General features: G+C 68.9%; 28 protein-coding genes. 21 read left to right on the top strand and 7 right to left on the bottom strand.

Annotated features, from left to right (window positions below; genetic code table 11):
• Positions 1–37: 37 nt before the first annotated feature.
• On the bottom strand, positions 38–805 hold the full coding sequence (locus ACZ6YV_RS32255; protein ID WP_378236917.1) for an IclR family transcriptional regulator: 768 nt from the start codon (positions 803–805) through the stop codon (positions 38–40).
• Between the two features lie 41 nt (positions 806–846).
• Here ACZ6YV_RS32255 and ACZ6YV_RS32250 point away from each other — a divergent pair, with 41 nt between their 5' ends.
• Positions 847–1,749, top strand: a complete 903-nt coding sequence (locus ACZ6YV_RS32250; protein ID WP_465513203.1) for an acetaldehyde dehydrogenase (acetylating) — start codon at positions 847–849, stop codon at positions 1,747–1,749.
• Positions 1,746–2,780, top strand: coding sequence for a 4-hydroxy-2-oxovalerate aldolase (dmpG, locus tag ACZ6YV_RS32245; protein WP_465513202.1), 1,035 nt, complete (start codon positions 1,746–1,748; stop codon positions 2,778–2,780). The genes ACZ6YV_RS32250 and dmpG overlap by 4 nt, the downstream gene beginning before the upstream one ends.
• Here the strand turns inward: dmpG and ACZ6YV_RS32240 are convergent.
• A complete protein-coding gene (locus tag ACZ6YV_RS32240; protein ID WP_465513201.1) occupies positions 2,771–3,364 on the bottom strand; it encodes a TetR/AcrR family transcriptional regulator in 594 nt (197 codons plus the stop codon). The two genes, dmpG and ACZ6YV_RS32240, sit on opposite strands and share 10 nt — an antisense overlap.
• A gap of 103 nt (positions 3,365–3,467) precedes the next feature.
• On the opposite strand from ACZ6YV_RS32240, the gene ACZ6YV_RS32235 reads away from it, so the two are divergent.
• The 11 genes from ACZ6YV_RS32235 to ACZ6YV_RS32185 all read left to right on the top strand — a co-directional run bounded on the left by ACZ6YV_RS32235 (position 3,468) and on the right by ACZ6YV_RS32185 (position 14,755).
• The gene (locus ACZ6YV_RS32235) at positions 3,468–4,388 is read left to right on the top strand and encodes an oxygenase MpaB family protein (RefSeq protein WP_465513200.1); all 921 of its coding nucleotides are present in this window, start codon (positions 3,468–3,470) and stop codon (positions 4,386–4,388) included.
• 12 nt (positions 4,389–4,400) lie between these two features.
• Positions 4,401–5,426, top strand: a complete 1,026-nt coding sequence (locus tag ACZ6YV_RS32230; protein WP_465513199.1) for an LLM class F420-dependent oxidoreductase — start codon at positions 4,401–4,403, stop codon at positions 5,424–5,426.
• Between the two features lie 193 nt (positions 5,427–5,619).
• Positions 5,620–7,641 (top strand): neutral/alkaline ceramidase, encoded by a 2,022-nt coding sequence (locus ACZ6YV_RS32225; RefSeq protein WP_465513198.1) that lies wholly within the window; start codon positions 5,620–5,622, stop codon positions 7,639–7,641.
• A gap of 17 nt (positions 7,642–7,658) precedes the next feature.
• Positions 7,659–8,618, top strand: coding sequence for a sphingomyelin phosphodiesterase (locus ACZ6YV_RS32220; protein WP_465513197.1), 960 nt, complete (start codon positions 7,659–7,661; stop codon positions 8,616–8,618).
• A gap of 34 nt (positions 8,619–8,652) precedes the next feature.
• A complete protein-coding gene (locus ACZ6YV_RS32215; protein WP_465513196.1) occupies positions 8,653–9,957 on the top strand; it encodes an MFS transporter in 1,305 nt (434 codons plus the stop codon).
• Complete coding sequence (locus tag ACZ6YV_RS32210) at positions 9,954–11,354, top strand: pyridoxal phosphate-dependent decarboxylase family protein (protein WP_465513195.1); 1,401 nt, start codon at positions 9,954–9,956, stop codon at positions 11,352–11,354. The genes ACZ6YV_RS32215 and ACZ6YV_RS32210 overlap by 4 nt, the downstream gene beginning before the upstream one ends.
• Positions 11,355–11,429: 75 nt before the next feature.
• A complete protein-coding gene (locus ACZ6YV_RS32205; protein WP_465513194.1) occupies positions 11,430–11,858 on the top strand; it encodes an SRPBCC domain-containing protein in 429 nt (142 codons plus the stop codon).
• A complete protein-coding gene (locus ACZ6YV_RS32200) occupies positions 11,848–12,183 on the top strand; it encodes an ArsR/SmtB family transcription factor (protein ID WP_465513193.1) in 336 nt (111 codons plus the stop codon). The genes ACZ6YV_RS32205 and ACZ6YV_RS32200 overlap by 11 nt, the downstream gene beginning before the upstream one ends.
• A complete protein-coding gene (locus ACZ6YV_RS32195) occupies positions 12,180–12,626 on the top strand; it encodes an SRPBCC family protein (RefSeq protein ID WP_465513192.1) in 447 nt (148 codons plus the stop codon). The genes ACZ6YV_RS32200 and ACZ6YV_RS32195 overlap by 4 nt, the downstream gene beginning before the upstream one ends.
• Positions 12,626–13,318 (top strand): DUF899 domain-containing protein, encoded by a 693-nt coding sequence (locus tag ACZ6YV_RS32190; protein WP_465513191.1) that lies wholly within the window; start codon positions 12,626–12,628, stop codon positions 13,316–13,318. Before ACZ6YV_RS32195 ends, ACZ6YV_RS32190 begins: the two co-directional genes overlap by 1 nt.
• A gap of 21 nt (positions 13,319–13,339) precedes the next feature.
• Positions 13,340–14,755: an AMP-binding protein gene (locus tag ACZ6YV_RS32185; protein ID WP_465513190.1), complete on the top strand. Its 1,416-nt coding sequence runs from the start codon at positions 13,340–13,342 to the stop codon at positions 14,753–14,755.
• Between the two features lie 14 nt (positions 14,756–14,769).
• On the opposite strand, the gene ACZ6YV_RS32180 is transcribed toward ACZ6YV_RS32185, so the two are convergent.
• The 4 genes from ACZ6YV_RS32180 to mrf are packed head-to-tail and all read right to left on the bottom strand — an operon-like array spanning position 14,770 to position 17,520.
• Positions 14,770–15,843 (bottom strand): GTP-binding protein, encoded by a 1,074-nt coding sequence (locus ACZ6YV_RS32180; protein WP_465513189.1) that lies wholly within the window; start codon positions 15,841–15,843, stop codon positions 14,770–14,772.
• A complete protein-coding gene (rpmF, locus tag ACZ6YV_RS32175) occupies positions 15,840–16,013 on the bottom strand; it encodes a 50S ribosomal protein L32 (RefSeq protein WP_465513188.1) in 174 nt (57 codons plus the stop codon). Before rpmF ends, ACZ6YV_RS32180 begins: the two co-directional genes overlap by 4 nt.
• Positions 16,013–16,270, bottom strand: coding sequence for a type B 50S ribosomal protein L31 (locus tag ACZ6YV_RS32170; RefSeq protein WP_020635049.1), 258 nt, complete (start codon positions 16,268–16,270; stop codon positions 16,013–16,015). Before ACZ6YV_RS32170 ends, rpmF begins: the two co-directional genes overlap by 1 nt.
• Positions 16,267–17,520: a ribosome hibernation factor-recruiting GTPase MRF gene (gene mrf / locus ACZ6YV_RS32165; RefSeq protein ID WP_465513187.1), complete on the bottom strand. Its 1,254-nt coding sequence runs from the start codon at positions 17,518–17,520 to the stop codon at positions 16,267–16,269. The genes ACZ6YV_RS32170 and mrf overlap by 4 nt, the downstream gene beginning before the upstream one ends.
• Positions 17,521–17,604: 84 nt before the next feature.
• Here mrf and rpmB point away from each other — a divergent pair, with 84 nt between their 5' ends.
• The 6 genes from rpmB (at position 17,605) to cobA (ending at position 20,320) form a co-directional block, all read left to right on the top strand.
• Positions 17,605–17,841 carry a 50S ribosomal protein L28 gene (gene rpmB / locus ACZ6YV_RS32160; protein ID WP_005149951.1) on the top strand — a complete coding sequence of 79 codons (237 nt, stop codon included), beginning with the start codon at positions 17,605–17,607 and terminating at the stop codon, positions 17,839–17,841.
• A complete protein-coding gene (rpmG, locus tag ACZ6YV_RS32155; protein WP_378236899.1) occupies positions 17,841–18,008 on the top strand; it encodes a 50S ribosomal protein L33 in 168 nt (55 codons plus the stop codon). Before rpmB ends, rpmG begins: the two co-directional genes overlap by 1 nt.
• Positions 18,008–18,313 carry a 30S ribosomal protein S14 gene (rpsN, locus tag ACZ6YV_RS32150; protein ID WP_465513186.1) on the top strand — a complete coding sequence of 102 codons (306 nt, stop codon included), beginning with the start codon at positions 18,008–18,010 and terminating at the stop codon, positions 18,311–18,313. Before rpmG ends, rpsN begins: the two co-directional genes overlap by 1 nt.
• Positions 18,310–18,558, top strand: coding sequence for a 30S ribosomal protein S18 (rpsR, locus tag ACZ6YV_RS32145; protein WP_465513185.1), 249 nt, complete (start codon positions 18,310–18,312; stop codon positions 18,556–18,558). Before rpsN ends, rpsR begins: the two co-directional genes overlap by 4 nt.
• Before the next feature lie 64 nt (positions 18,559–18,622).
• Positions 18,623–19,030, top strand: a complete 408-nt coding sequence (locus tag ACZ6YV_RS32140) for an ankyrin repeat domain-containing protein (RefSeq protein WP_378236896.1) — start codon at positions 18,623–18,625, stop codon at positions 19,028–19,030.
• Positions 19,031–19,084: 54 nt separating this feature from the next.
• A complete protein-coding gene (gene cobA / locus ACZ6YV_RS32135) occupies positions 19,085–20,320 on the top strand; it encodes a uroporphyrinogen-III C-methyltransferase (protein ID WP_465513184.1) in 1,236 nt (411 codons plus the stop codon).
• 19 nt (positions 20,321–20,339) lie between these two features.
• On the opposite strand, the gene ACZ6YV_RS32130 is transcribed toward cobA, so the two are convergent.
• Positions 20,340–21,227 carry an alpha/beta fold hydrolase gene (locus ACZ6YV_RS32130; RefSeq protein WP_465513183.1) on the bottom strand — a complete coding sequence of 296 codons (888 nt, stop codon included), beginning with the start codon at positions 21,225–21,227 and terminating at the stop codon, positions 20,340–20,342.
• 128 nt (positions 21,228–21,355) lie between these two features.
• Between ACZ6YV_RS32130 and ACZ6YV_RS32125 the strand changes: the two genes are divergently transcribed.
• Together ACZ6YV_RS32125 and ACZ6YV_RS32120 are read left to right on the top strand one after the other, a co-directional pair.
• Positions 21,356–22,198 carry a crotonase/enoyl-CoA hydratase family protein gene (locus ACZ6YV_RS32125; protein WP_465513182.1) on the top strand — a complete coding sequence of 281 codons (843 nt, stop codon included), beginning with the start codon at positions 21,356–21,358 and terminating at the stop codon, positions 22,196–22,198.
• A 39-nt stretch (positions 22,199–22,237) separates the two neighbouring features.
• Positions 22,238–23,941 carry an AMP-binding protein gene (locus tag ACZ6YV_RS32120; RefSeq protein WP_465513181.1) on the top strand — a complete coding sequence of 568 codons (1,704 nt, stop codon included), beginning with the start codon at positions 22,238–22,240 and terminating at the stop codon, positions 23,939–23,941.
• Positions 23,942–24,200 lie beyond the last annotated feature (259 nt).

The raw sequence follows: 24,200 nt of genomic DNA, 5'->3' as shown, positions 1-24,200 counted from the left end.
TCTTCCGAAATCGCGTCCCGAATTCGCCGGGAATTTCTTACAGGGTACGAGAGAGCGCCAAGGCGGCCGTCCGGACGGCGGGCGCGACACGGTTGGTGTGCATGCGATTCGCCCAGCCGGAGATCGACAAAGCCGCGACCGCGACACCTTGCGAGTCGAGCAGCGGGCTCGCGGCGCAGACGACGCCGACGCCGGATTCTTCCCGCTCCAGCGCGATTCCTTCGTCGCGGACCTTGGCGAGCTGACGGCGCAACAGGCCGGCGGCGGTGATCGTCCGGACGCTGACCCTGGGCAATCCGGCGTCGATCACTTGGGTCACTACGGATTCCGGGGAAAACGCGAGAATGGCTTTCCCGACTCCGGTGGCGTGCGCGGGAAAACGCCCGCCGATCCGGGACGGGAGTGACGGCGCGTCGGGTCCTCGCAGGATGTCGAGATAGACGACCTCGGTGCCTTCCAATACCGCGAGATGGACGGTGTTCCGGGTCGCCTCGCGGAGATCGGCGAGATACGGACGCGCCGCCTCGACCAGTCCGCGGCGCCGCACCGCCAGTTGGCCGATCTCGAACAACTTCAGCCCGAGCCGGAGCGTCGCGCCCTCGCGTTCGAGCAGTCCGGTGGCGACCAGGTGCCCGGTGAGCCGGTGGACGGTCGACTTCGCCAGCCCGGTCCGCCGCGCCAGTTCGGAAACGCCGAGCGCGTCGTCGCCGGGACGGAAGGCGGAGAGCAGCGCCGAGATCCGGGCGGCGACGAGGCCGTCCGCTCCGGTTCGTTCCGGGTCGTCGTTCCGCCCAGCGGCACGCATGGGTTGAGTGTGCCCTATCCGAACGGGGAGCGTCACCTGACATGGCGCAACGGAAAGCGGTGGCCGCGATCGTCGGTCCCGGGAACATCGGAACCGACCTGCTCGCGAAGCTGAGGCGCAGCGAGCACGTCGAGGTGCGGTACATGGTCGGCGTGGACCCGGACTCGGACGGTTTGGCCAAGGCGGCCGAACTGGGCCTGGAGACCTCCGCCGGCGGGGTCGACTGGCTGTTGTCCCACGACGAGCTGCCGGACCTGGTCTTCGAGGCGACCTCGGCGAAGGCGCATCTGGCGAACGCACCGCGCTACGCCGCCGCCGGGATCCGCGCGATCGATCTGACCCCGGCCGCGGTCGGCCCGTTCACCTGCCCCGCGGTCGGCCTGCCGGAGCGGCTGGACGTGCCGAACGTCAACCTCATCACCTGCGGCGGCCAGGCCACGATCCCGATCGTGCACTCGGTGTCCCGCGTGACGCCTGTGCCGTACGCCGAGATCGTCGCGTCGGTCTCGTCGCGCTCGGCCGGGCCCGGCACCCGGGCGAACATCGACGAGTTCACCGCGACGACGGCGCGCGGGATCGAACTCGTCGGGGGAGCGAGCCGCGGCAAGGCGATCATCATCATCAACCCCGTCGAGCCGCCGATGATCATGCGCGACACGGTGTTCTGCGCGATCGACCCGGACGCGGACTTCGACGCGGTGAGCGAATCCGTCCACCGGATGGTCGAGACCGTCCAGGGCTACGTGCCGGGCTACCGGCTCAAAGCGGATCCGCAGTACGACCCGCCCCGGCCGGGCTGGAGCGGGCAGGCGCGGGTCGCGGTGTTCCTGGAGGTCGCCGGGAACGGGGACTTCCTGCCGAAGTACGCCGGGAACCTCGACATCATGACGGCCGCGGCCGCCCGCGTCGGCGACCTGCTGGCGACCCAGGAGGTGGCGGCGTGAAGTGGGACGAGATCGACCGTGAGGTCCGGCTGGTCGACACCAGCCTGCGCGACGGCAGCCACGCCATGGCGCACCAGTTCACCGAGCAGAACGTGCGCGACACCGTCCGGGCGCTCGACGACGGCGGCGTCTCGCTGATCGAGGTCAGCCACGGAGACGGGCTCGGCGGCTCGACGTTCAACTACGGGTTCTCCCTGGTCGACGAGCGGAAACTGATCACCGCGGCGGTCGACGAGGCACGCCGCGCGAAGATCGCGGTGCTGCTCCTGCCGGGCCTCGGCACGGTCGGCGACCTGCGGGTGGCGGCCGATCTCGGCGCGGGCGCGGTCCGGATCGCGACCCACTGCACCGAGGCCGACGTCTCCGTCCAGCACTTCGGCGCGGCGCGGGAGCTCGGGCTGGAGACGGTCGGTTTCCTGATGCTGTCCCATATGTCCACGCCAGAGGCGCTGGCGAAGCAGGGCCGGATCATGGTCGACGCCGGATGCCAGTGCGTGTACGTCGTCGACTCGGCCGGAGCGTTGATCCTGGAGGACGCGGGTGACCGCGTCGCCGCGCTGGTGGCGGAATTCGGTGACGAGGCGCAGGTCGGCTACCACGGGCACCAGAACCTGAGCTTCGGCGTCGCGAACTCGGTGGTCGCCTACCGGGCCGGTGCCCGGCAGATCGACGGTTCGCTCGTGGCGCTCGGCGCCGGCGCGGGCAACTCGCCGACCGAGGTCCTCGCGGCGACGTTCGAACGGCTCGGGATCCGCACCGGCGTCGACAAGGACGTGCTGATGGACGCGGCCGAGAACGTCGTGAAGCCCTACATCACGCGGCTGCCGGTGATGGACCGGTCGTCGATCGTGCAGGGCTTCGCGGGGGTGTACTCGAGCTTCCTGCTGCACGCGGAGCGCGCCGCCGAGCGATACGACGTCCCGGCGCACGAAATCCTCTACCGCGTCGGCGCCGCGAAATACGTGGGCGGGCAGGAGGACATGATCATCGACATCGCGCTGCAGCTGGTCGCCGAGCGGGCTCAGGCCTGACGGTCCGCGCCGAGGACGAGGCGGACGCAGTGGTCGATCAGGCGCTCGCGGCTCACCTTGAGCGAGCCGTCGAGGTAGGCGATGAACACGTTGCTCAGCGCGCCGACCAGTCCGATCGAGGTCATCTGCCGTTCCGCCGCGTCGCCGTGGGACAACTGCCCGCTGACCAGTTCGGCGAAGGAGGGGAGGAGCGCGATCCCGCGGGTGGTCAGCGCGGGATCGGTGATCGGCGCGAGCAGGAGCACACGGCCTTTGCGCGGGTCGTCGAGCATCAATCCGACGAAGGCGCGGACGGCGGCCTTCGCCCGCTCGGCGGGTTCGGCCGTGTCGCTGACGGCGTCGACCAGAGCTTGGCGGGCCTGCTCGCCGATGTGCTCGTAGACCGCGACGACCAGTTCCTCGCGGTCGGTGAAACTCTCGTAGAAGTACCGCTCGGTCAGCTTGGCGTGACGGCACACCGCGCGGACGCTCACCCCGGCGCTGCCCTGGGTGCCGAGCAGGTCGAGTCCCGCCTCGACGAGCTGTTCCCGTCGCGCGGCCTTGCGGTCGTCCAGGGTCGTGCCTGCCCAGCTCCGGCCGGCCATGATCGGCTCCTCGTCCTGAATGCGACAGTTGACTACGGTTGTTGTCAACTTTAACCTGACAACAGTTGTGGTCAATTTAACCAGCTCAGTGAGGAGACCGGGGATGACACAGCCGCGGCCGCTCGGACCGGATTCGCTGACCTGGAAGTACTTCGGCGACTGGCGTGGGCTGCTCATCGCGCTCTGGGCCGGCTCCATGCAGAACATGCACCCTGAACTGGGTGCGGGCGTCGAGGAACACTCGCGGTTCTTCGAGGAGCGCTGGCAGCGGCTGTTCCGCTCGCTGTACCCGATCGGGGGAGTCATCTACGACGGCCCGCGCGCCCAGCAGACAGCGCTCGAAGTGCGCGGCTACCACGATCGGATCAAGGGCATCGACAAACACGGGCGGCGCTATCACGCGCTCAACCCGGACACCTTCTACTGGGCGCACTCGACGTTCTTCATGAGCGCCATCCTCATCGCCGACAACTTCGTCGGCGGGATCGGCGAGGCCGAGAAGCGGAAACTGTTCGACGAGCACGTGCAGTGGTACGAGATGTACGGCATGAGCATGCGCCCGGTGCCGGAGTCGTGGGAGGACTTCCAGCTGTACTGGAAGCGCATGTGCGAGGACGTCTTGGAGGACAACAAGGCCACGCGCGACGTCCTCGACATCAAGGATCTCCCGAAGCCTCATTTCCTGCCGTGGCTGCCGGACTTCGCTTGGAAGCTCGTGCGCGGGCAGGTGGCGCGGAACTTCGTCTGGCTGACCGTCGGGTTGTACGACCCGCCGATCCGCGAACGGCTCGGCTACACCTGGACCGAACGTGACGAGCGGCGGCACCGGCGGACCGGGAAACTGATCAACGCGGCGTTCAGCCTGGTCCCGCGAGACCGTCGCTACCATCCTCGCGCCAGGGCGGGCTGGCGTCGTGAGCGTGGCGAACTGGCCGCGGACGCGCCGTTGGTCGAGACTCCGGCGAGGAACCTTCCGCCGCTTTCGGAGCGGGGCAAACCCGAGCACTACTCACCGAACGTCTGACGAGGAGCCTCGATGAAGCTTGGTTACCACCTCGGTTACTGGTCGGCCGGTCCGCCCGAGGGCGCGCTGGACGCGGTCTTGCGCGCCGAAGAACTCGGCTTCGATTCCGTGTGGACCGCCGAGGGCTACGGTTCGGACGCGTTCACCCCGCTCGCCTGGTGGGGCGCGTCGACGAGCCGGATCAAGCTCGGCACCAACATCGTCCAGATGTCGGCGCGGACCCCGACCGCGACAGCCATGCACGCGCTGACCCTGGACCACCTGTCCGGCGGCCGCTTCGTGCTCGGGCTCGGCGCGTCCGGGCCGCAGGTGGTCGAGGGCTGGTACGGGCAGCCGTATCCGAAGCCGCTGGCCCGCACCCGCGAGTACGTCGACATCGTGCGGAAGGTCGTCGCGCGTGAGGCGCCGGTGACCCACGACGGGCAGCATTTCCAGCTGCCGCTGCAAGGCGGGACGGGACTGGGGAAGGCGCTGAAGTCCACAGTGCACCCGTTCCGCAAGGAGATCCCGATCTTCCTCGCCGCCGAGGGGCCGAAGAACGTGGCGCTGTCGGCGGAGATCTGCGACGGCTGGCTGCCGCTGTTCTTCTCGCCCAAGAGCGACGCTTTCTATCGGACGGCGCTACAAGAGGGCTTCTCGCGCCCCGGCGCCAGGCGCGGCTTCGGCGACTTCGAGGTCGCCGCGTCCGTCCCGGTGCTCGTCCACGACGACGTCGAGGAGGCCGCGAGCTGGATCAAACCGTCGCTGGCGCTCTACATCGGCGGCATGGGCGCGAAATCGGTCAACTTCCACCACGACGTCTTCGCCCGGATGGGGTACGAGGACGTCGCCGACAAGGTCCAGGAGCTGTACCTGGCCGGCCGCAAGGACGAGGCGACCGCCGCGATCCCGACGTCGCTGGTCGAGGACACCTCGCTGATCGGGCCGGCGGAGAAGATCCGCGACGAACTCGACGCGTGGGACGAGACCGTCGTGACCACGCTGCTCCTGCGGGGCGACGCCGCGACGCTCACGAAGGTCGCGGAGACGCTTTCGTAGCTGGAGCAGCCGAGAGCCCGCCGGTGTCATGAAAGGGTCGTTCAGGACATATTTCGTCCTGAACGACCCTTTCATGACATTTCCGGCTCGTGCGGCCCGAGCCTTTCGCGGGTTGCGAGGGTGAGGCCCATCACGTAGCGTCCCGGCCACGAACATGAAGTCGGTTCATGTTCGTGGCCGGGAGGTGCGACTCATGACGGTGAGCCGGAGGCGGGTTCTCGCAGGTGCGGCGGCTTTGCCGGTCGTGGCAGGCGTGCTCGGCGCCCAGCACGCGCAGGCGGAAACCGGCTCGCAGCAGGGTTTCCGGGTCGGCGCGGGTATCTCCGACGTCACCGGCCCGGCCGCCGAGAACGGCATGATGGGCTACTCCATGCCGCAGCAGCAGACCGCCGGCATCCACCTCCGCACCCGGGCACGGGCCTTCGTGGTCGACGACGGCGTCAAGCGGATCGCCTTCGTCACCGCCGACCTCGGCGCCCTGTTCCAGTCCGTCCACCAGGGCGTCCTGCGCAAGCTCCAAGCCGCGTACGGCGATCTCTACACCGAGCAGAACGTGCTCCTCAACGCCACGCACACCCACTCCGCGTGCGGCGGCGATTCCCACTACGCCGCCTACGATCTGGCGATCCTCGGGTTTCAGCAGGAGGTCTACGACGCCGTCGTCGGCGGGATCTTCGAGGCCATCAGCCGGGCGCACGCGAACCTCGCGCCCGGGTCGATCCGGCTCGGCCGTGCGGAGCTGACCAAGGCGAGCGTCAACCGTTCTCGCAAGGCTTTCGACCTGAACCCGCAGGCCGACAAGGACCATTTCCCGCAGGCGATCGACCCGGCCGTCACGGTGCTTCGGTTCAGCCAGAACGGCGTCGACGTCGGCGCGATCAGCTGGTTCGCCACGCACGGGACGTCGATGAGCAACGGCAACCACCTGATCAGCGGCGACAACAAGGGTTACGCCGCCTACGAGTGGGAGCACGACCACGCCGGCGTGCGCTACCTCGACGGGAATCCGCGGTTCGTCGCCGCATTCCCGCAGACCAACACCGGCGACATGAGCCCGAACCTGAATCTCTCGCCGGGAACGCCGGAGACGGAGTTCGAGAACACCCGCACCATCGGCGACCTCCAGTTCCGCGCGGCGAAGAGCGCCTTCGACGCGGCCGCCGAAGCCGTGACAGGCGGCGTCGACCACCGGATGTGTTACGTGGACATGTCCGACGTCGCGGTCGACGCGAAGTACACGCCGAACGGACGGCCGCAGCACACCTGCACCGCCGCGATCGGGGTGTCGATGCTGGCGGGCAGCCGCGAGGACGGCCCCGGCTTGCCGCTCCCGGAAGGCGTGAAGAACCCGTTCATCGACTGGCTCGGCGGCATCGACGCGCCGATCCCGCAGGCGCTCGCCGACGCGCAGGCGCCGAAGGTGGTCGCCGTCCCGTTCGGAGCGATGAAGCCGTACCCGTGGACACCTGAGGTCCTGCCGCTTCAGATCGTCCGGATCGGACAGCTGCACCTCGTGGCCGTACCCGCCGAGCTGACGATCGTCTCCGGGCTGCGCCTGCGCCGGACCGTCGCCGCCGAACTCGGCGTGCCGCTGGAGAACGTGCTCGTCCAGGGCTACTCCAACGCCTACAGCCAGTACGTCACCACGCCCGAGGAGTACGACTCGCAGCAGTACGAAGGCGCGTCGACGCTGTACGGCCGGTACACGCTTCCGGCCTACCAGCAGGAATTCGCCAAACTCGCGGCCGCGATGAAGGCAGGCCGGACTGTCCCGCACGGTCCGACGCCACGGGACCTGCGCGGCAAGCTGATCAACTTCCAGCCCGGGGTCGTCTTCGACAGCGCGCCCGCGTTCAAGAACTTCGGCGACGTCTTGGCCGACGCGAAGAGCACCTACGCGCGCGGCGAACAGGTCGCGGTCGAGTTCGTCACCGGGCATCCGAAGAACGACCTCCGCCGCGGCGGCACGTTCCTGGAGATCCAGCGGCTCGTCGACGGCAAGTGGGTACGCCACGCCGACGACGGCGACTGGGACACCAAGTACCACTGGGCACGGACCTTCGTCGCCGAATCGAAAGCCGTCGTCCACTGGAAGGTCCCCGCGAACGCCCCCATCGGCAAATACCGCGTGGTCCACTTCGGCAACTGGAAGAACGGCTGGAACGGGGCGATCTCCGCCTTCAGCGGTACCTCGCGGACGTTCGTCGTCTCCTGACACCGGAAGGGTCTTTCGTGCGGAAACTCGCCGTGCTCGCCATCGCCGCCGCGATGTTCGCCGGAACCGCCGTCCCCGCCCAGGCCGCGGTCTCGGTGAAGGTCATGGCGTTCAACATCTGGCAGCTGCCCTGGATCGCCAGCCCGAACACCTCGGACAAGCAGGCCAGGGCCCGTGCCGCGGAGGACGTCATCCGCGCGAACGACGCCGACGTCGTCGTCCTGGACGAGGCTTTCAGCGCCCAGGCGGAGGAAATGCGGACCCGGCTGAAAGACGTCTGGCCGTACCAGACGCCGCTCGTCGGCCAGTACTGCAAGACGTCACCGGGCTGGACCACGGTGAACGGGAACTGCTCGAATTCGCCGATCGTGGTCAACGGCGGGGTCACCGTGCTGAGCAAGGCGCCGGTGACCGAGCAGCACCAACTGGTCTTCCGCAACTCCTACTCGGGCACCGCGGACTACCTGTCCAACAAGGGCGCCGCGCTCGCCCGGCTGGTCGTGAACGGGAAACCGCTCTGGATCGCGGGCACCCACATGCAGGCCGACGAGGGGCCGGAGACGCTGCCGAAGGCGCACGACATCCGGATGGCGCAGCTCGGCGAGATCCGTGACCTGGTCACGAAATACGCGCCGCCCGCCGAGCCGGTCGTCATCGCCGGTGACCTGAACATCGAGTACTGGGCCGGGCAAGCGCGCAAGGACTCCCTCGGCCGGACCCAGGTTCAGCAGGGCGAAGCCTTCCTCGGCGGCGTCCTCCGCACGACCGGCGAAGGCGCGTACACCTTCGACGCGGCGACGAACCCGAACGCCGCGAAGTCCGTTCCGGCGACCTATCGTGACTCGCTGGACTACGTCGGAGCCGTGCGCGCGGGCGGGCGTCCACTCGCCGCTGTCGGCCCGGTACAGCTCGTGCGTTACGACGGTGGCACGATTCCTTCCGACCACTACCCGGTGGTGGCCAAGATCCAATACTGAGGCCTTCATCGGGAGAATCGCCTCGAGGAGGATCATGGCATCGCTGCCAGCACGGACGAGGTACCGCTACTCGCTCGGCTCGTTCGTCACCGGCCCCTTCGGCACGGTCCCCGGCCTGCTCCTCCTGAAGTACCTCACCGACACGATGGGCGTCGCGGCGGGCGTGGCCGGCTTGATCGTGTTCGTTCCCAAGGCATGGGACGTGCTGTTCAACCCGATCGCGGGCAGGCTGTCGGACGCGGACATGGTCCGCACCGGCAGCCGGCGCCGGTTCCTGCTCTTCGGCGGCATCGGTGTCTCGATCCTCTTCGCGGCCCTGTTCGCGCACCCGGGCTTCGGCGGCCCGGTGCCCGACGCGATCTACGTCGTCGTCATCTTCCTGTTGTGCGCCACCGCGTACGCGTTCTTCCAGGTGCCGTTCAACGCGCTGCCCGCCGAGCTGACCGACTCCGCCGACGAACGCACGAAGCTGACCAGCATCCGGATCGGCTTCCTCGCGGTCGCCATCCTGATCTGCGGCGGCGGGGCCCCGGCGATCACCGAATTCGTCGGCGGGATCGCGGGCTACCGCGTCATGGGCGTGTTCATCGCCGTGATCATCCTGCTGGCGACACTCGGTGTGTACTTCGGCCTGAAGGACGCTCCGGTCGGCGCACTGCGGCCGAACACGGTGAGCCCGCGCGAACTGCTTCGGACGCTCGCCCAATGGCGGCCGTTCCGTTGGCTGCTCGGGGTCTACTTCGTGCAGGCGCTCGGCATCGGCACGGTGCTCGCCGCGATCCCGTTCTTCGCCGAACGGATCCTCGGCAGCTCCGGCTACTCGACGCTCCTGTTCGTCGGCTTCGTCGGCCCGGCGCTGCTGACCATGCCGCTGTGGCCCAAACTCGGTGCGAGTGTGGGGAAGCTGGTCGGGTTCCGGCTCGCCACCGCCGCGTTCGGCATCGGCCTGTTCGGCCTGCTGGGCGCCAAAGTGTTCTCGCTCCCCGTCACGATGGTGTTCGTCGCCTTCTGCGGCGTCGGCTACGCGGGGATCTCGGTGTTCCCGCTGGCGATCCTGCCGGATCTGATCAGCGACGAGGAGGAGCGGACCGGCGAGACCAGGGCCGGTGTCGCCGCCGGTGTCTGGACGGCGTCGGAGACGCTGGGCCTCGCGCTCGGCCCGGGGATCTGGGGTCTGGTGCTGCAGTTCGGTGGCTACCAGTCCAGTCTCGGCCCGGGCGCCGCGCAGCCGGACAGCGCGCTCACGGCGATCCTGCTCGGCGCGTCGATCCTCCCGGCGGTGCTGATCCTGTTCGGGATCCCGCTGCTGCGGAAGTCGGTACTGGAGCGCCGGTCATGACCGCCGAGGACGTCCTGGCGGAGCTGCGGGAACTGCGCGCGGGGGACCTGCCGACGCACGGCGGCCGGACGCTCGCCTACGTCTACGACAGCGGTCTGTCCGAAGTGGACGAACTGGGCGCGGCCGCGCACGCGCTGGCGTCGTCGGCCAACGGCCTCGACCCGACGGCGTTCCCCAGCCTGCTGAGGATGGAGAACGATCTCGTCGGCACCGCCGCGCGCCTGCTGGGCGGGACAGCGGAGACGGTCGGTTCGGTGACCTCGGGCGGCACGGAGTCGTGCATGCTCGCCGTCCTGGCCGCCCGCGACGCGCGTCCCGAAGTGGCTTCGCCGAACATCGTGCTGCCCACGACCGCGCACGCCGCGTTCCACAAGGCGGCGCATTTCTTCGGTGTCCGCGCGGTCGCGGTGCCGGTCGACCCGGTGACCTTCCGCGCCGTTCCCGAGGCGATGGCCGCCGCAGTCGACGACAGCACTGTGCTCGTCGTGGCGAGCGCGCCGTCGTACGCCCACGGCGTCCTCGACCCGATCGCGGAGATCGCGGCGCTGCTGGACGGGGTCCGGTTCCATGTGGACGCCTGCATCGGCGGCTGGGTGCTGCCGTACCTGGGGCTCGGCCCGTTCGGCTTCGACGTTCCCGGCGTCACCAGTGTCTCGGTGGATCTGCACAAGTACGCCTACTGCCCGAAAGGCGTGTCGGTTCTCCTGCACGCCGACGCGGGGTTGCGGCGCTCGCAGTACTTCGCCAGCGCGGACTGGCCCGGCTACACGATGCTGAACACCACGCTGCAGAGCACGCGGTCCGGCGGCCCGCTCGCCGCGGCGTGGGCGGTCGTGCGTCATGTCGGCGACGAAGGCTACGTGAAGCTGGCCGCGGCCGCCCGCGAGGCGGCGGTGGCGATCCGCGCCGGTGTCGAGGCGATCGACGGACTGCGCGTCCTCGGCGACCCGGTGTCGACCCTGCTCGCGTTCACTGTGGACGCCGACGCCGGATTCGACCTGTTCACCGTCGCGGACGAGATGCGTGAACGCGGGTGGTACGTCCAGCCGCAGTTCGCCCACGAGTCGTCGCCCGCGAACCTGCACCTGACCGTGACGGCCGCGAATCGGGGGAGTGAGAAGGAGTTCCTGACCGATCTCGCGGCTTCCGTCGTCGCCGCCCGCGAGTCCGGCCCGGTCGTCATCGATCCGCAGGTGGCGGAGTTCGTCGCCGCGCTGGATCCGGCGACCTTGACGCCGGAGCAGTTCGCGGGGCTGCTGGCGGCCGCCGGTCTCGGTGGCGACACCGGCCTGCCCACCCGGATGGCGGAGATCAACGCCCTGCTGGCCACCGCGCCGGGCCCGTTGCGGGAGCGGCTCCTGCTGGAGTTCCTGGGCGCGCTGTACACGGCTTCCTGACCCGGCCTTGACGCAATCAGTCGGTTGCTATACAAAGTTATAGCAACCGATTGATTGCTACTTGAGGAGCATGTCATGGGATTCCCCGACCGCATCGAACGCACCGTCGAGATCGCCCATCCGCCCGCGAAGGTCTGGTCCGCGCTGACCACCGCAGAGGGGCTCGGCGCCTGGTTCGGGAACGAGGCGAGCATCGACCTGCGGCCCGGCGGGGCCGCCGAGATGAGCTGGGAAGGGCACAAGGCGAACATGCGCGTCGAGCGCATCGAGGAGCCGGAGATCTTCGGGTTCACCTGGCAGATCTACGGCCTGCCCGAGGACGACCCTCGCCGCACCTACGTCGAGTTCACGCTCGCGGCGGCCGGCGCGGGAACGCGGCTCACTGTCGTCGAGACGGGCTTCTCGCAGCTTCCGGACGACGCCCACAGTGTCGCGTTCGAAGGGAACACGAAGGGGTGGGCGGCCGAGCTGGGCGAACTGATCGAATACCTCGATGCCGCCTGACATCGAAGCGATCGCCGAACAGGTCTTCGTCGCACTGGCCGACCCGAGCAGGCGGAGCATCCTCGCCTCCCTGGCCTCGGGCGGCCCCGCCACGGCGACCGATCTGGCCGACCGGCTGCCCATCACGCGGCAGGCCATCGCCAAACATCTCGCGCTGCTCACCGACGCCGGGCTGGTGACCCCGGAGCAGGGGGAGCGGCGCCGCGTCCGCTACGCGCTGAGCTCGGCCCCGATGCGGGTCGCCCAGCAGTTCCTCGCCGCGCTCGCCCGCGATTGGGACGGGCCGCTCGCGGCTCTGAAAGACCATCTGGAGGGATCAGCATGAGCTTCACGACGAGTTTCACCGTGGACCAGAAGCCGCAACAGGTCTTCGACGCCTTCACCGACGTCCGGAGGTGGTGGTCGGAGGAGATCGAGCACACCGGCGACGAGTTCGAGTACCACAACGAGGAGATCCATCGCTGCCGGATGCGGATCACGGAGTCGGTGCCGGGCCGCAAGGTCTCATGGCTGGTCCTCGAGAACCACTTCGACTTCATCAGCGACGAGACCGAATGGGTCGGCACCACGATCACGTTCGAGATCGGCGAGAAGGACGGCAAGACCGAAGCGCACTTCACCCACCACGGACTGGTCCCGGAGTACGAATGTTTCGAGGTCTGCCGCAAGGCGTGGACCTTCTACGTCGGCACCAGCCTCCGGGACCTGATCACCACCGGTGAGGGGCAGCCGAATCGGCGAAGCGTCCTGCCCTCGGAGGCCGCGTGATGAACACGGTCTCCCCGGCCGAATGGGAAGAGGCGCGGCTTCGCCTGCTGGTGAAGGAAAAGGAGCTCACCCGTGCCCGTGACGCCCTCGCGGCCGAGCGGCGGCGGATGCCTTGGGTCGAGGTCAACAAGCCCTACGAGTTCGATGGCCCGTCCGGGACGATGAGCCTGCTCGACCTGTTCGAGGGGCGCCGCCAGCTGATCGTCTACCGGGCCTTCTTCGATCCCGGCGTCGAAGGCTTTCCCGACCACGCCTGTAAAGGCTGCTCGCTGGTGGCCGATCAGGTCGCGCACGTCGCGCATCTGAACGCTCGCGACACCACGTTGGCCTTCGCCTCGCGAGGCACGCAACCGGACATCGCGCGGATGAAGGCGCGGATGGGCTGGACGATGCCGTGGTACACGATCACCGGCGATTTCGACGTCGACCACGGTGTCGGTGAATGGCACGGCACCAACGCCTTCATCCGCGAAGGTGACCAGGTGTTCCGGACGTACTTCATCAAGGATCGCGGCGACGAGGTCATGGGCGGCACGTGGAGCTACCTCGACATCACCGCGCTGGGGCGGCAGGAGGAGTGGGAAGACTCGCCGGAGGGGTATCCGCAGAGCCCGCCTTACGAGTGGTGGAACTGGCACGACTCGTACGAGGATTCCGCTTCGTCGGGCGGAGGGTGCTGCTCGGGATCGTGAGCCTGGGTTAGGGTCCGGCCGGTGGAGAGTTTGTTTCTGACCCGGGTGCTGGACGCGCTGCGTTCGGGCGGCGAAGAGGTGCTGTTCGTCCAGGACGGTGTTGAGACTGGTTACGGGCAGGCGTTCGAACTGCTACGCCGGCTGTACGCGGGACTGCCGGAAGGCGGGGTGGTCGCCATCGACGCCGGTAACCGGCCTGAAACCATCCTCCTGCAGATTGCCGCCCAACTACGGGGTTCGACGGTTCTGCTCGTCGCCGCGTCGGCGAGTTCGCCGGATCGCCTCGCCGCGGTCGAGATGGCCGGTGTCACCACCCTGGTGGCAGAGAACCCGGAGGACTGGCCTGACGGCGACGCGAGGGTGACCACGCTCGGCGAACTGGTGGACCGCGACGGTACCGACCCGGCGGGGCTGCCGGGGTCGGTCGCCGTCGTCTTTCCCTCCGGTGGCACCACCGGAACGCCGAAACTCATCCGGCACAGCGGGATCTACGACGGGATGGCCCATATCTTCGCGCCGGATCCGGCGGGGCCGGGACGCACCCTGCTGATCGCGCCGATGACCCATATGACCGGCAACGCCACCGTGCTGGGGGCGATCCTGCGGCGGGAAAGCGTGGTGCTGTCGCGGGGCTTCGACGCGGGCGCCGTGCTGGACGCGATCGCGGAACACCGGATCACCACGTTGTCGCTCACGCCGGCGCGGCTGGCCGCGGTGCTCGATCATCCGGCCATGACATCGTGCGACGTCAGCAGTGTGCGCGGGCTTTCGCTGGGTGCCGCCCCGCTTTCGCCGCGGCGGCTGGCGCAGGCGCTCGACGTGTTCGGGCCCGTGGTCGGGCAGGGATACGGGCTCACGGAGGCGCCGATGATCGCGAGCATCTCCGCGGCGGAACTCGACGGCCGGCCGGAGCGGCTCGAGTCCGTGGGCCGGATCGTCCCGGGTATGGAGGCGCGGATCGACGACGGGGAGGTCCTGGTGCGCGGACTGTCCATGATGGACGGCTACCACGGGGCGGAGCCGATCGGGGACGGCTGGCTGCGGACCGGTGATCTCGGTCGGTTCGACCACGAAGGCTATCTCTACCTCCTGGACCGGGCGAACGACGTCATCATCACCGGCGAGCACGGCACCAAGGTGCACTCGACCGTGGTCGAGAACGCGCTCGCCCGGCATCCGCTGATCCGTGCCGTGGCCGTGTTCGGTGTGCCGGGCGACGACGGCGAGCTGGTCCACGCCGTGGTGGTCCCGGTCGCGTCAGGAGCGCTGTCGGCCGACGAAGTCCGGGCACACGTCAGGGAGTTCTTCGGGCGGGAGCATTTCGTACCGTCCGATGTGGACTTCACCGAGGCGCTGCCCCTGACGGCGATCGGCAAGGTCGACAAGCGGGCGCTCCGGGCGCCGTTCTGGGCCGGGCACCGTCGCCACATCGCCTGAACCAGTACGTGAAGTCAGTGAGCGTGCACCGCTTCCCACTCCGGAAACGGATCCGCACCGGCGAAACCGCTCGCCAGACAAGCCCGAAGCGAGTCCACCAGCGCGTCCTTCTCCAGTCCCACCCCGATGAACACGAGTTCCTGCCGCGGCGCCTCCTCGACACCCTGCGGCTCGAACCGCGCGACCGACCCGGCCTGCGACCACAGCCCGGTCACCCCAGGCCGCGAAGTCAGCGAGAAGAACCCCTTCGACCGCAGCACCGTCCCGAACTCCCCGGAATCGAGCCTGCCGAGGAAGTCCCACAGCCGCTCCGGATCGAAAGCGAGCGACGCGCGGAAGACCACGCTGGAGATCCCGTACTCCTCCGTCTCCGGCACGTGATCGCCGTTGAGCTCGGCCACCCACCCGGGTGCCTCTTGCGCCCGTTCGACGTCGTAGCGCCCGGTGCCGAGCAGCCGGTCGAGAGGAGCTTGACCGTGTGTCGAGACGAGTACCTCCGCGGCCGGGTTGAGCCGCCGCAGCACCGCCGTCAGGCGTTCAAGGGAGCTGGCCGGGACCAGGTCCGTCTTGTTCAGCAAGAGGACGTCCGCGAATTCGATCTGGTCCATCAGCAGGTCGCTGACCGTCCGCTCGTCGCCGTCGTACTGGTCCAGCCCGCGTTCGGTCAGCGCGTCCCCGGCCGCGAGTTCCCGCTCGAAGTTCACCGCGTCGACCACGGTCACCATCGTGTCGAGCCGCGCGGAGTCCAGGAAAGAGAACGTCGCCGCGACGGGCATCGGCTCGGAGATCCCGCTCGATTCGATGAGCAGGTAGTCGAACCGGCCGTCCGCGCAGAGCCGCGACACCTCTTCCAGCAGGTCGTCGCGCAGGGTGCAGCAGATGCATCCGTTGGTCATCTCGACGAGCCGCTCCTCGGTGCGGGACAGGCTGTTCCCGTCCCGCACCAGCGCGGCGTCGATGTTGACCTCGCTCATGTCGTTCACGATCACCGCCACCCGCAGCCCGTCGCGGTTGGCGAGGACGTGGTTGAGCACGGTCGTCTTACCCGCGCCGAGGAACCCGGACAGCACCGTGACCGGCGTCGTCACTCTCCACCCTGATGGCCGTGCTCATTAAAGAAGTGCTTCATCAGCCTGCGCGGCACGAGTTTCGTCTCGCCGTTCACCTTGATCGGCACCAGATCCGGCACGGCCGCCTTCCACTGCGACCGCCGGGACCGGGTGTTGCTGCGCGACATCTTCCGCTTCGGGACGGCCATTACTTCGAACCTCCCCGGCGGCCGTAGCGGCGGTGGAACTTCTCGACCTGGCCCGCGCTGTCCATGATCCGCTGGTTGCCGGTCCAGAACGGGTGCGACCACGAGCTGATCTCGACGTTCACCACCGGATAGGTGTTGCCGTCGCTCCACTCGATGGTCTGCTCCGACGTCGCGGTGGACCGCGTCAGGAAGGCGTCCCCGGTGGAGAGGTCCTTGAACACCACGGGGTGGTAGTCGGGGTGGATTCCGGGTTTCACTGGGTTTCGTCCTTTCGGTTCGACGCGTTCGCGTCGTGCTTCTCGGGGTCGGTTTCCGTGTCTTCACACGGTTCTTCGTGCCACTCGCCGAACGGATCCGGGTAGCGGAGCCATTCCTGTTCACCGGCGGCGAGTTCCTCCTCGGTCAGCAGGGCCCCGTTCAGGGCGGCCTCGATCTCGTCGGGCGTGGCCTGATCGGTGACGACGACCAGTTCTTGCGCGCGGTCGCCGAACAACGGGTCCCAGCGCAGGGAGGCGAGCGTGCGGCGCTCGGGGGAGACGTCGGCCCAGTCCGGCCCGTCGGGGGCGGCGAGCCACGCCCCGGCGTGCCCGACACCGAGACCGCCACCCGCGGACTCGATCCACAGAGCCATGTCCGGCTGGCTCGCCACCCACAGCCGTCCCCGGGTGCGGACGACACCGTCGAGCAGGACGTCGATCGCGTCGTGGAGCCGCTCGGGGTGGAACGGGCGCTGCGAGGTGAAGGTGAGCAGCCCGATGCCGCAATCGGTGTGCAACGGCGGTTGGCCGCGCAGCAGCGGTCCGTGCATGTCGGTGACCTCGCCGCGCCGGGCGTCGGCCGGGACTGTGTCGAGGACGGTCGTCCCGTCCACCGCGGACAGTTCGACGCGGGGGATCGAGGGCGCGACCCGGTCGAGCACCGCGGACGCCTTCGCCGCGGACCAGGCATCCGTCGCCGAGCCGGCGAGGACGAGCAGGTCGGCGAACTCGACCTGGGACAACGCGACCTGGGCGACCGTGCGCTCGTCCTCGGGGCTGGCCCGCAGGTCCCGTTCGGCGAGGGTGTCGTCGCCGGTGCTGTGGGCCAGCCAGTTCGCGCAGTCGACGACGGTCATCACGGCCTGCAGGTCGACGTCCTCGATCACCGGCCGCTCGCTGACGAGGACGTGGTGCAGCGCCCAGCTGACCGGCTCGGGCTCCATGGCCTCGTCGAGCCGCACCACGATGCGCCGCACCTGCGGCATCTGGGAGAGCTTGCGCAGCAGCGGCAGGAGGTCTTCGCGCAGCGTGCAGGAGACACAGCCGTGCGCGAGTTCGAGGACCGTCAGCTGGTCGCGGTCGCCGAGCCGGATCCGTCGCCTGACCACGCCGGAGTGAATCTCCCGCAGGTCGTGGTGCACGACGACGGTGCCGGCCTCGGCCGTGCGCAGCCGCTCGGCGAGGTCGGCGTTCGGTCCCGGTGCGAGGCCACTGATCAGGACGAGGGGCACGCGCGGGTTTTCGGTCACTGAAGCTCCGGGGCGTCGATTTCGGGCTGGTTCGGCTGTGTACAGTAAATGAAAACGACAACCAATATCAACTCGGGAGGGTGTATGTCCGCCGTGTGCCAGGTCACCGGCCGCAAACCGGGCTACGGGAAGCAGGTGTCGCATTCGCATCGGCGCACGTCCCGGCGCTGGGAGCCGAACCTGCAGGCCAAGCGGTACTTCGTGCCGAGCGAAGGGCGCTGGGTCCGGCTGCGGGTCTCGGTGAAGGGCATGAAGACCATCGACAAGCGGGGGATCGAGGCCGTCGTGGCCGAACTCCGCGCGAAAGGGGTGAAGCTCTGATGGCCAGGAGCACCGACATCCGGCCGGTCATCAAGCTCCGCTCGACGGCGGGCACCGGCTACACCTACGTCACGAAGAAGAACCGCCGGAACGACCCGGACCGCATGGTGCTGCGCAAGTACGACCCGGTCGCGCGCAAGCACGTCGAGTTCAAGGAGGAGCGCTGATGGCCAAGAAGTCCAAGATCGCCAAGAACGACCAGCGCAAGGTGGTCGCCGCCCGCTACGTCGAACGACGGCGTGCGCTGAAGGCCGTCATCGCCTCGCCGTCCGCGTCGCCCGAGGAGAAGGGGGCGGCTGTTTCGGCCCTGCAGGCGATGCCGCGGGACGCCAGCGCGACCCGGATCCGCAACCGTGACACCGCCGACGGCCGCCCGCGCGGCTACCTGCGGAAATTCGGACTCTCCCGGGTCCGGATGCGGCAGCTGGCGCACAACGGCGAACTGCCCGGCGTCACGAAGTCGAGTTGGTGAGCGCGATGGCCAAGCCGAGCCGGGACCGCCCCGTCAAGCGCAAGACGAACCTGTTGCACGCCAACAAGATCACCGAGGTCGACTGGAAGGACGCGGACCTGCTGCGGAAGTTCATCTCCGACCGCGGCAAGATCCGCGCCCGCCGGGTCACCGGGCTGACGCCCCAGCAGCAGAAGCAGGTCGCCACGGCGATCAAGAACGCCCGTGAGATGGCGTTGCTGCCCTATCCCCACGCGGGCCGCTGACACCGCCGGTCCGGGCGGTGCGACACGCCGCCCGGACCGCGGTCCCTGTGGAAGAATCGGTCCCATGACGGAGAACCCCGGACAGGCCGAGGAATTCGATCCCGAACTGCTGGAGCTGTGGGCGAAGGTGTTCGGCTTCGCCCGATCGGGGTCGACGGCGGAGATCATCGCCTACGTCGACGCTGGTGTTTCGGCGAACCTGACCAACGACAGGGGCGACACGCTGGTCATGCTCGCGGCCTACCACGGTCACGCGGAGACCGTCACGGCGCTGCTCGAACGCGGCGCCGATCCGAACCGCGAGAACGACCGTGGTCAGAGCCCCCTCGCGGGCGCTGTCTTCAAGAACGAGCCCGACGTCGTGAAGGCGCTCCTCAAGGGCGGCGCGGACGCGACGGCGGGGGAGCCGTCGGCGATCGACGCGGCCAGGATGTTCGGCAACACCGAACTGCTGGCGTTGCTCCAGGGCTGAGGTAGTTCTCACTCGGATCGCGGTCCGGGCCACTGAATCCTTACACTGCCCCGCATGGATGACCCGCATTACCTCTCCGGCCTCGACCTGGCCGGCCGTCGTGTCGTGATGATCGGTGGCGGGTCGGTCGCCCAGCGCCGCCTGCCGCGGCTGATCGGCGCCGGCGCGCGGGTCGAACTGGTCTCGCCGCACACCACGCCGTCGGTGAGCGCCATGGCCGACGCCGGGGAGATCGTCTGGCACGAACGCCGCTACGCCGAGGGCGACCTCACCGACGCCTGGTACGCGCTGGCGTGCTCGAACGATCCCGAAGTCAACGCCGCCGTCTGCGCCGAGGCCGAGCGCGCTCGGGTGTTCTGCGTCCGCGCCGACGACGGAGACCTCGGCAGCGCCGTCACCCCGGCCTCCGGCAGGCACGGCGGACTGCTGGTCGGTGTCCTCTCCGGCGGCGAGCCGCTGCGTTCGGCCACCGTCCGGGACAGCATCCTCGACGGCCTCCGCGCCGGGACAGTCGCCGACGGCCGCGTCCCGGACGCCCGCGACGAACTGCCCGGCGTCGCCCTGGTGGGCGGTGGCCCCGGTGACCCGGAACTGATCACCGTCCGCGGCCGCCGTCTCCTCGCCAGGGCCGACGTCGTCGTCGCCGACAGGCTGGCCCCGCGCGAACTGCTCGACGAACTCTCGCCCCACGTCGAGATCGTCGACGCCGCGAAGATCCCGTACGGCCGCGCCGCCAGCCAGGAAGTGATCAACTCCACCCTGATCGACCGGGCCAAGGCGGGCAAGTTCGTCGTGCGGCTCAAGGGTGGCGACCCGTACCTCTTCGGCAGGGGCTTCGAGGAGGTCCTGGCCTGCGCCGAAGCCGGCATCCCGGTGACGATGGTCCCCGGCATCACGAGCGCGTTCTCCGTGCCCGCCGCCGCGGACGTCCCGGTGACCCATCGAGGTGTCGCCCACGAGGTAGTGGTGGTGTCCGGCCACGTCGCGCCGGACGACGAGAAGTCGCTGGTGGACTGGGATCTGCTGGCGAAGATGCGCGGCACGATCGTGCTGATGATGGGCGTCGAGCGCCTTCCGCTGTTCACCAAGGCGCTTCTGTCGGGGCGGCCGGGGGACACGCCGGTGGCGATCGTCGAGGACGGCACCATGCGCACGCAGCGGGTTCTTCGCTCTACTTTGGACAGTGTGGTCGAGGACGCCGCCGCGGCCGGGGTGCGCCCTCCCGCGGTGATCGTCTTCGGCCCGGTGGCGGGGCTGGCTCAGCCCTCGTGGTCACTGTCCGAGACGTAGCACCCGGGCGCGCGCCGGGTCAGCGGTCGTGACAGCGCGCCGCGAAGCCGGCGATGGCGTCGGTCAGGCGGCTCGGGTCGAAGCGCAGTTCGACCGGGCTGCGGGCCTGGACGAACTCGGCCGCCGGCATGTCCGCGGCCAGGGTGTCGGCGTCGCCGAAGGGGTGGATCGGGTCGCCCTCGTGCCCGATGACCAGGGCCGGGGTCTCGATCTTCCGCCGGATCGACTTGGGCGGCGCGATCCGGCCGAAGAGCACGCCGTGCAGGAGCGCCGCCATCGGCGCGGGCTGCTGGGACAGCGTGTCGGTGACGACGTCGACCCACTGGTTGCCGTGCGGGACGAGCTTCGCCGCCAGCGCCACCCCCTGCACGGTCACCGGCAGGAACCGGGCGGCCATGAGCAGCGGCGCGAAGGTGATCAGCCCGGCGACGATCGCGTTGTCCAGCACCGGCATCTCGACGACCAGGCCGAGCGCGCGTTCCGGCGCGGAGACGCCCACTTCGAGCGCGACGTTGGCGCCCAGCGACGTCCCGCCGATGACGGCGGCGTCGACGTCCAGATGGTCGAGCAGCGCGACTGTCTGCTCCGCGAACGCGGGCATCGAGTACAGCCACGAGTCGGTGGGCCGGTCGGAGTCGCCGTGCCCGAGCAGGTCGAGGGTCACGGCCCGGAAGCCTGCCCGGGCCAGCCTGCGGGCGAGCGGGGCGTGCATCCGCCTGGTCAGCATGATGCCGTGGGTGAGTACGACCACCCGGTCGCCGGAGCCGAACTCGGTGTAGGCGAGCCGGTGACCCTCATGGGTGAAGGACCCCGAAAGCTCGATCGGCCGGGAGGATCGCTCCCGCCGCCGCCCCGGGATGAGTGCGGGCAGGTCGGCGACCGCGATGGCACTGCTGGCCGGGCTCATATCCCACCGTCCTTCGTCGATCGTCGGTACTCGCCGGTAGTACTCGCTGGTACCAGGAAAGCATCTCAGGTGTGGCCGGGCACAGTGGCCGTTGGCAGCCTGTCAATCACATGAGTCAAGATGACCTCATGACCGCTACAGCTGACAGTCTTCCCGATCTCGTTTCGCTCAAGGTGGAGGTCGACGGGCACGTCGCCGAAGTGACGCTGCTCGGTCCGTCCAAGGGCAACGCGATGGGCCCCGATTTCTGGCGTGAGCTGCCGATCGTCTTCCGTGCGCTCGACGCGGACCCGCAGGTCAGGGCGGTCGTGCTGACCGGGAGCGGCAAGCACTTCTCCTACGGGCTGGATCTGCCCGCGATGATGCCCAGCTGGGGCGAAATGCTCGGCGGCGACGCGCTCGCGGGCCCGCGGACGAAGTTCCTCGACGAGCTCAAGACCCTCCAGGCGAGCGTGTCCTCGGTCGCGGAATGCCGCAAACCGGTCATCGCGGCGATTTCCGGCTGGTGCATCGGCGGTGGCGTCGACGTGATCGCGGCCGCGGACATCCGCCTCGCGAGCGCCGACGCGAAGTTCAGCGTCCGCGAGGTCAAGGTCGCGATCGTGGCCGACCTCGGCAGCCTGCAGCGGCTCGCGCCGATCATCGGCGAAGGGCACCTGCGGGAGCTGGCCTACACCGGCAAGGACATCGACGCCGCCCGCGCGGAGAAGATCGGCCTGGTCAACGACGTCTACGCGGATCAGGACACCGTCCTCGCCGAGGCGCGCAAGATGGCGGGGGAGATCGCCACCAACCCGCCGCTGGTCGTGCACGGCACCAAGAACGTCCTGTCGGCCAACACCGAACGCCAGGTCGCGGAGGGCCTGCGCTACGTCTCGGCCTGGAACGCGGCGTTCCTGCCCAGCAAGGACCTCGGCGAGGCCGTGCAGTCCTTCCTCGAGCGGCGCGCGCCCGAGTTCAAGGGAGAGTAGAAAGAACCGGCGGCCAACCAGCGGACCAGGAGGACGATCGTGAGCGCTTCGGAGGCATACCGCACGTTCCGCGAGGCACGGGACTATCTGCAGGCCCATCGCGAGGACTACGAGACCGCCTATCGGGACTTCACCTGGCCGCGGCCCACCGAGTTCAACTGGGCCCTGGACTGGTTCGACGTCGTCGCCGCCGACCCGGCCAATCAGGACCGGTACGCGCTGTGGATCGTCGAAGAGGACGGCATCGAGAACCGCTGGACCTATCCGGAGATGGCGCGCCGGTCCGATCAGGTCGCGAACTGGCTGCGCTCGCTCGGTGTCGCGAGGGGCGACAGGCTGATCCTGATGCTGGGGAACCAGGGCGAGCTGTGGCAGACGATCCTCGCCGCGATCAAACTGGGCGCGGTCATCATCCCGGCCTCGACCCTGCTCGGCCCGGCGGACCTCACCGACCGGGTCGAGCGGGGCGCGGCGAAACACGTGGTGATCCGCTCCGTCGACGCGCACAAGTTCGAGAACGTCGAGGGTGACTACACCCGGATCGCCGTGGGTGAACAGGTCGAAGGCTGGCGGTCCTTCGTGGACGCCTACGAGGAAGCGGACACTTTCACGCCCGACGGCCCGACGCCGTCGGAAGACCCGCTCTTGCTGTACTTCACCTCGGGCACCACCGCGAAGCCGAAACTGGTGCAGCACACGCAGGTCTCGTACCCCGTCGGCCATCTGTCCACGATGTACTGGATCGGCCTCGAACCGGGCGATGTCCACCTCAACATCTCCTCGCCGGGCTGGGCGAAACACGCGTGGAGCAACGTTTTCGCGCCGTGGAACGCCGAAGCGACAGTGTTCCTCTTCAACTACGCGCGTTTCGACGCGGTTTCCTTGATGGCGCAGATGGAACGGTGCGGCATCACCAGTTTCTGCGCTCCGCCGACGGTGTGGCGGATGCTCATCCAGGCGGATCTGACCGTGCTGAAGACGCCGCCGTCCAAGGTGGTCGGCGCGGGCGAACCGCTCAACCCCGAAGTGATCGACCAGGTCGAAAAGGCTTGGGGCGTCACGATTCGCGACGGTTTCGGGCAGACCGAGAGCAGCGTCCAGATCGCCAACACTCCCGGACAGGACGTCGTGCCGGGCTCGATGGGCCGTCCGCTGCCCGGCTTCACCGTCGCGCTCGTGGACCCCGTCACCGGCGAGCGCGCGCAGGAGGGCGAGATCTGCCTCGACCTCGACAAACGACCGGTCGGGCTGATGACCGGGTACGCGGACGACGACGAGCGTTCCGCGGCAGCCTTCGCGAACGGTTTCTACCACACCGGGGACGTCGGCTCGATCGACGAACGCGGCTACATCACCTACGTGGGCCGGACGGACGACGTCTTCAAGGCGTCGGACTACCGGATCTCGCCCTTCGAACTGGAAAGTGTCCTGCTGGAACACGACGCCGTCGCAGAAGCGGCCGTCGTTCCCGCGCCCGATCCGATCCGGCTCGCCGTGCCGAAGGCGTACGTCGTCCTCACGAACGGGCATGAGCCCACGGCCGACACCGCGGTGTCCATTCTGGCCTTCTGCCGGGAGCATTTGGCGCCGTACAAGCGAATCCGGCGGCTGGAGTTCACGGAACTGCCGAAGACGATCTCCGGCAAGATCCGGCGCGTCGAACTGCGAGGACGCGAGAACGACGCCGCGGAGCGGCCGGCAGGGGAGTTCCGCGAGGAGGACTTCCCGCAACTGAAGGCCTGACACCCTGTCCTGCCACGCCGCACTCACGTGATCAGAGCCGGAACTCGCGTGCTTGAACACGGAACTCGCGTGATCAGAGCCGTAACTCACGAGATCCGTCCCTGATCACGCGAGTTACGTCTCCAATCACGCGAGATCGCCGTCTGATCACGCGTGACGGCATAGCCGAAGCAGACCTGTGGGTCGAACGACCCACAGTGCGGTAGCAGGAACCGGGTTAGCATCTCGGGCAGTGAATCGTTGACAACCCGTGGGGGTC

The sequence above is a fragment of the Amycolatopsis sp. NPDC102522 genome, from assembly GCF_055584485.1.
The sequence above is the reverse complement of the archived record's forward strand: the minus strand, read 5'-3'. Positions and strand labels throughout refer to the sequence as shown.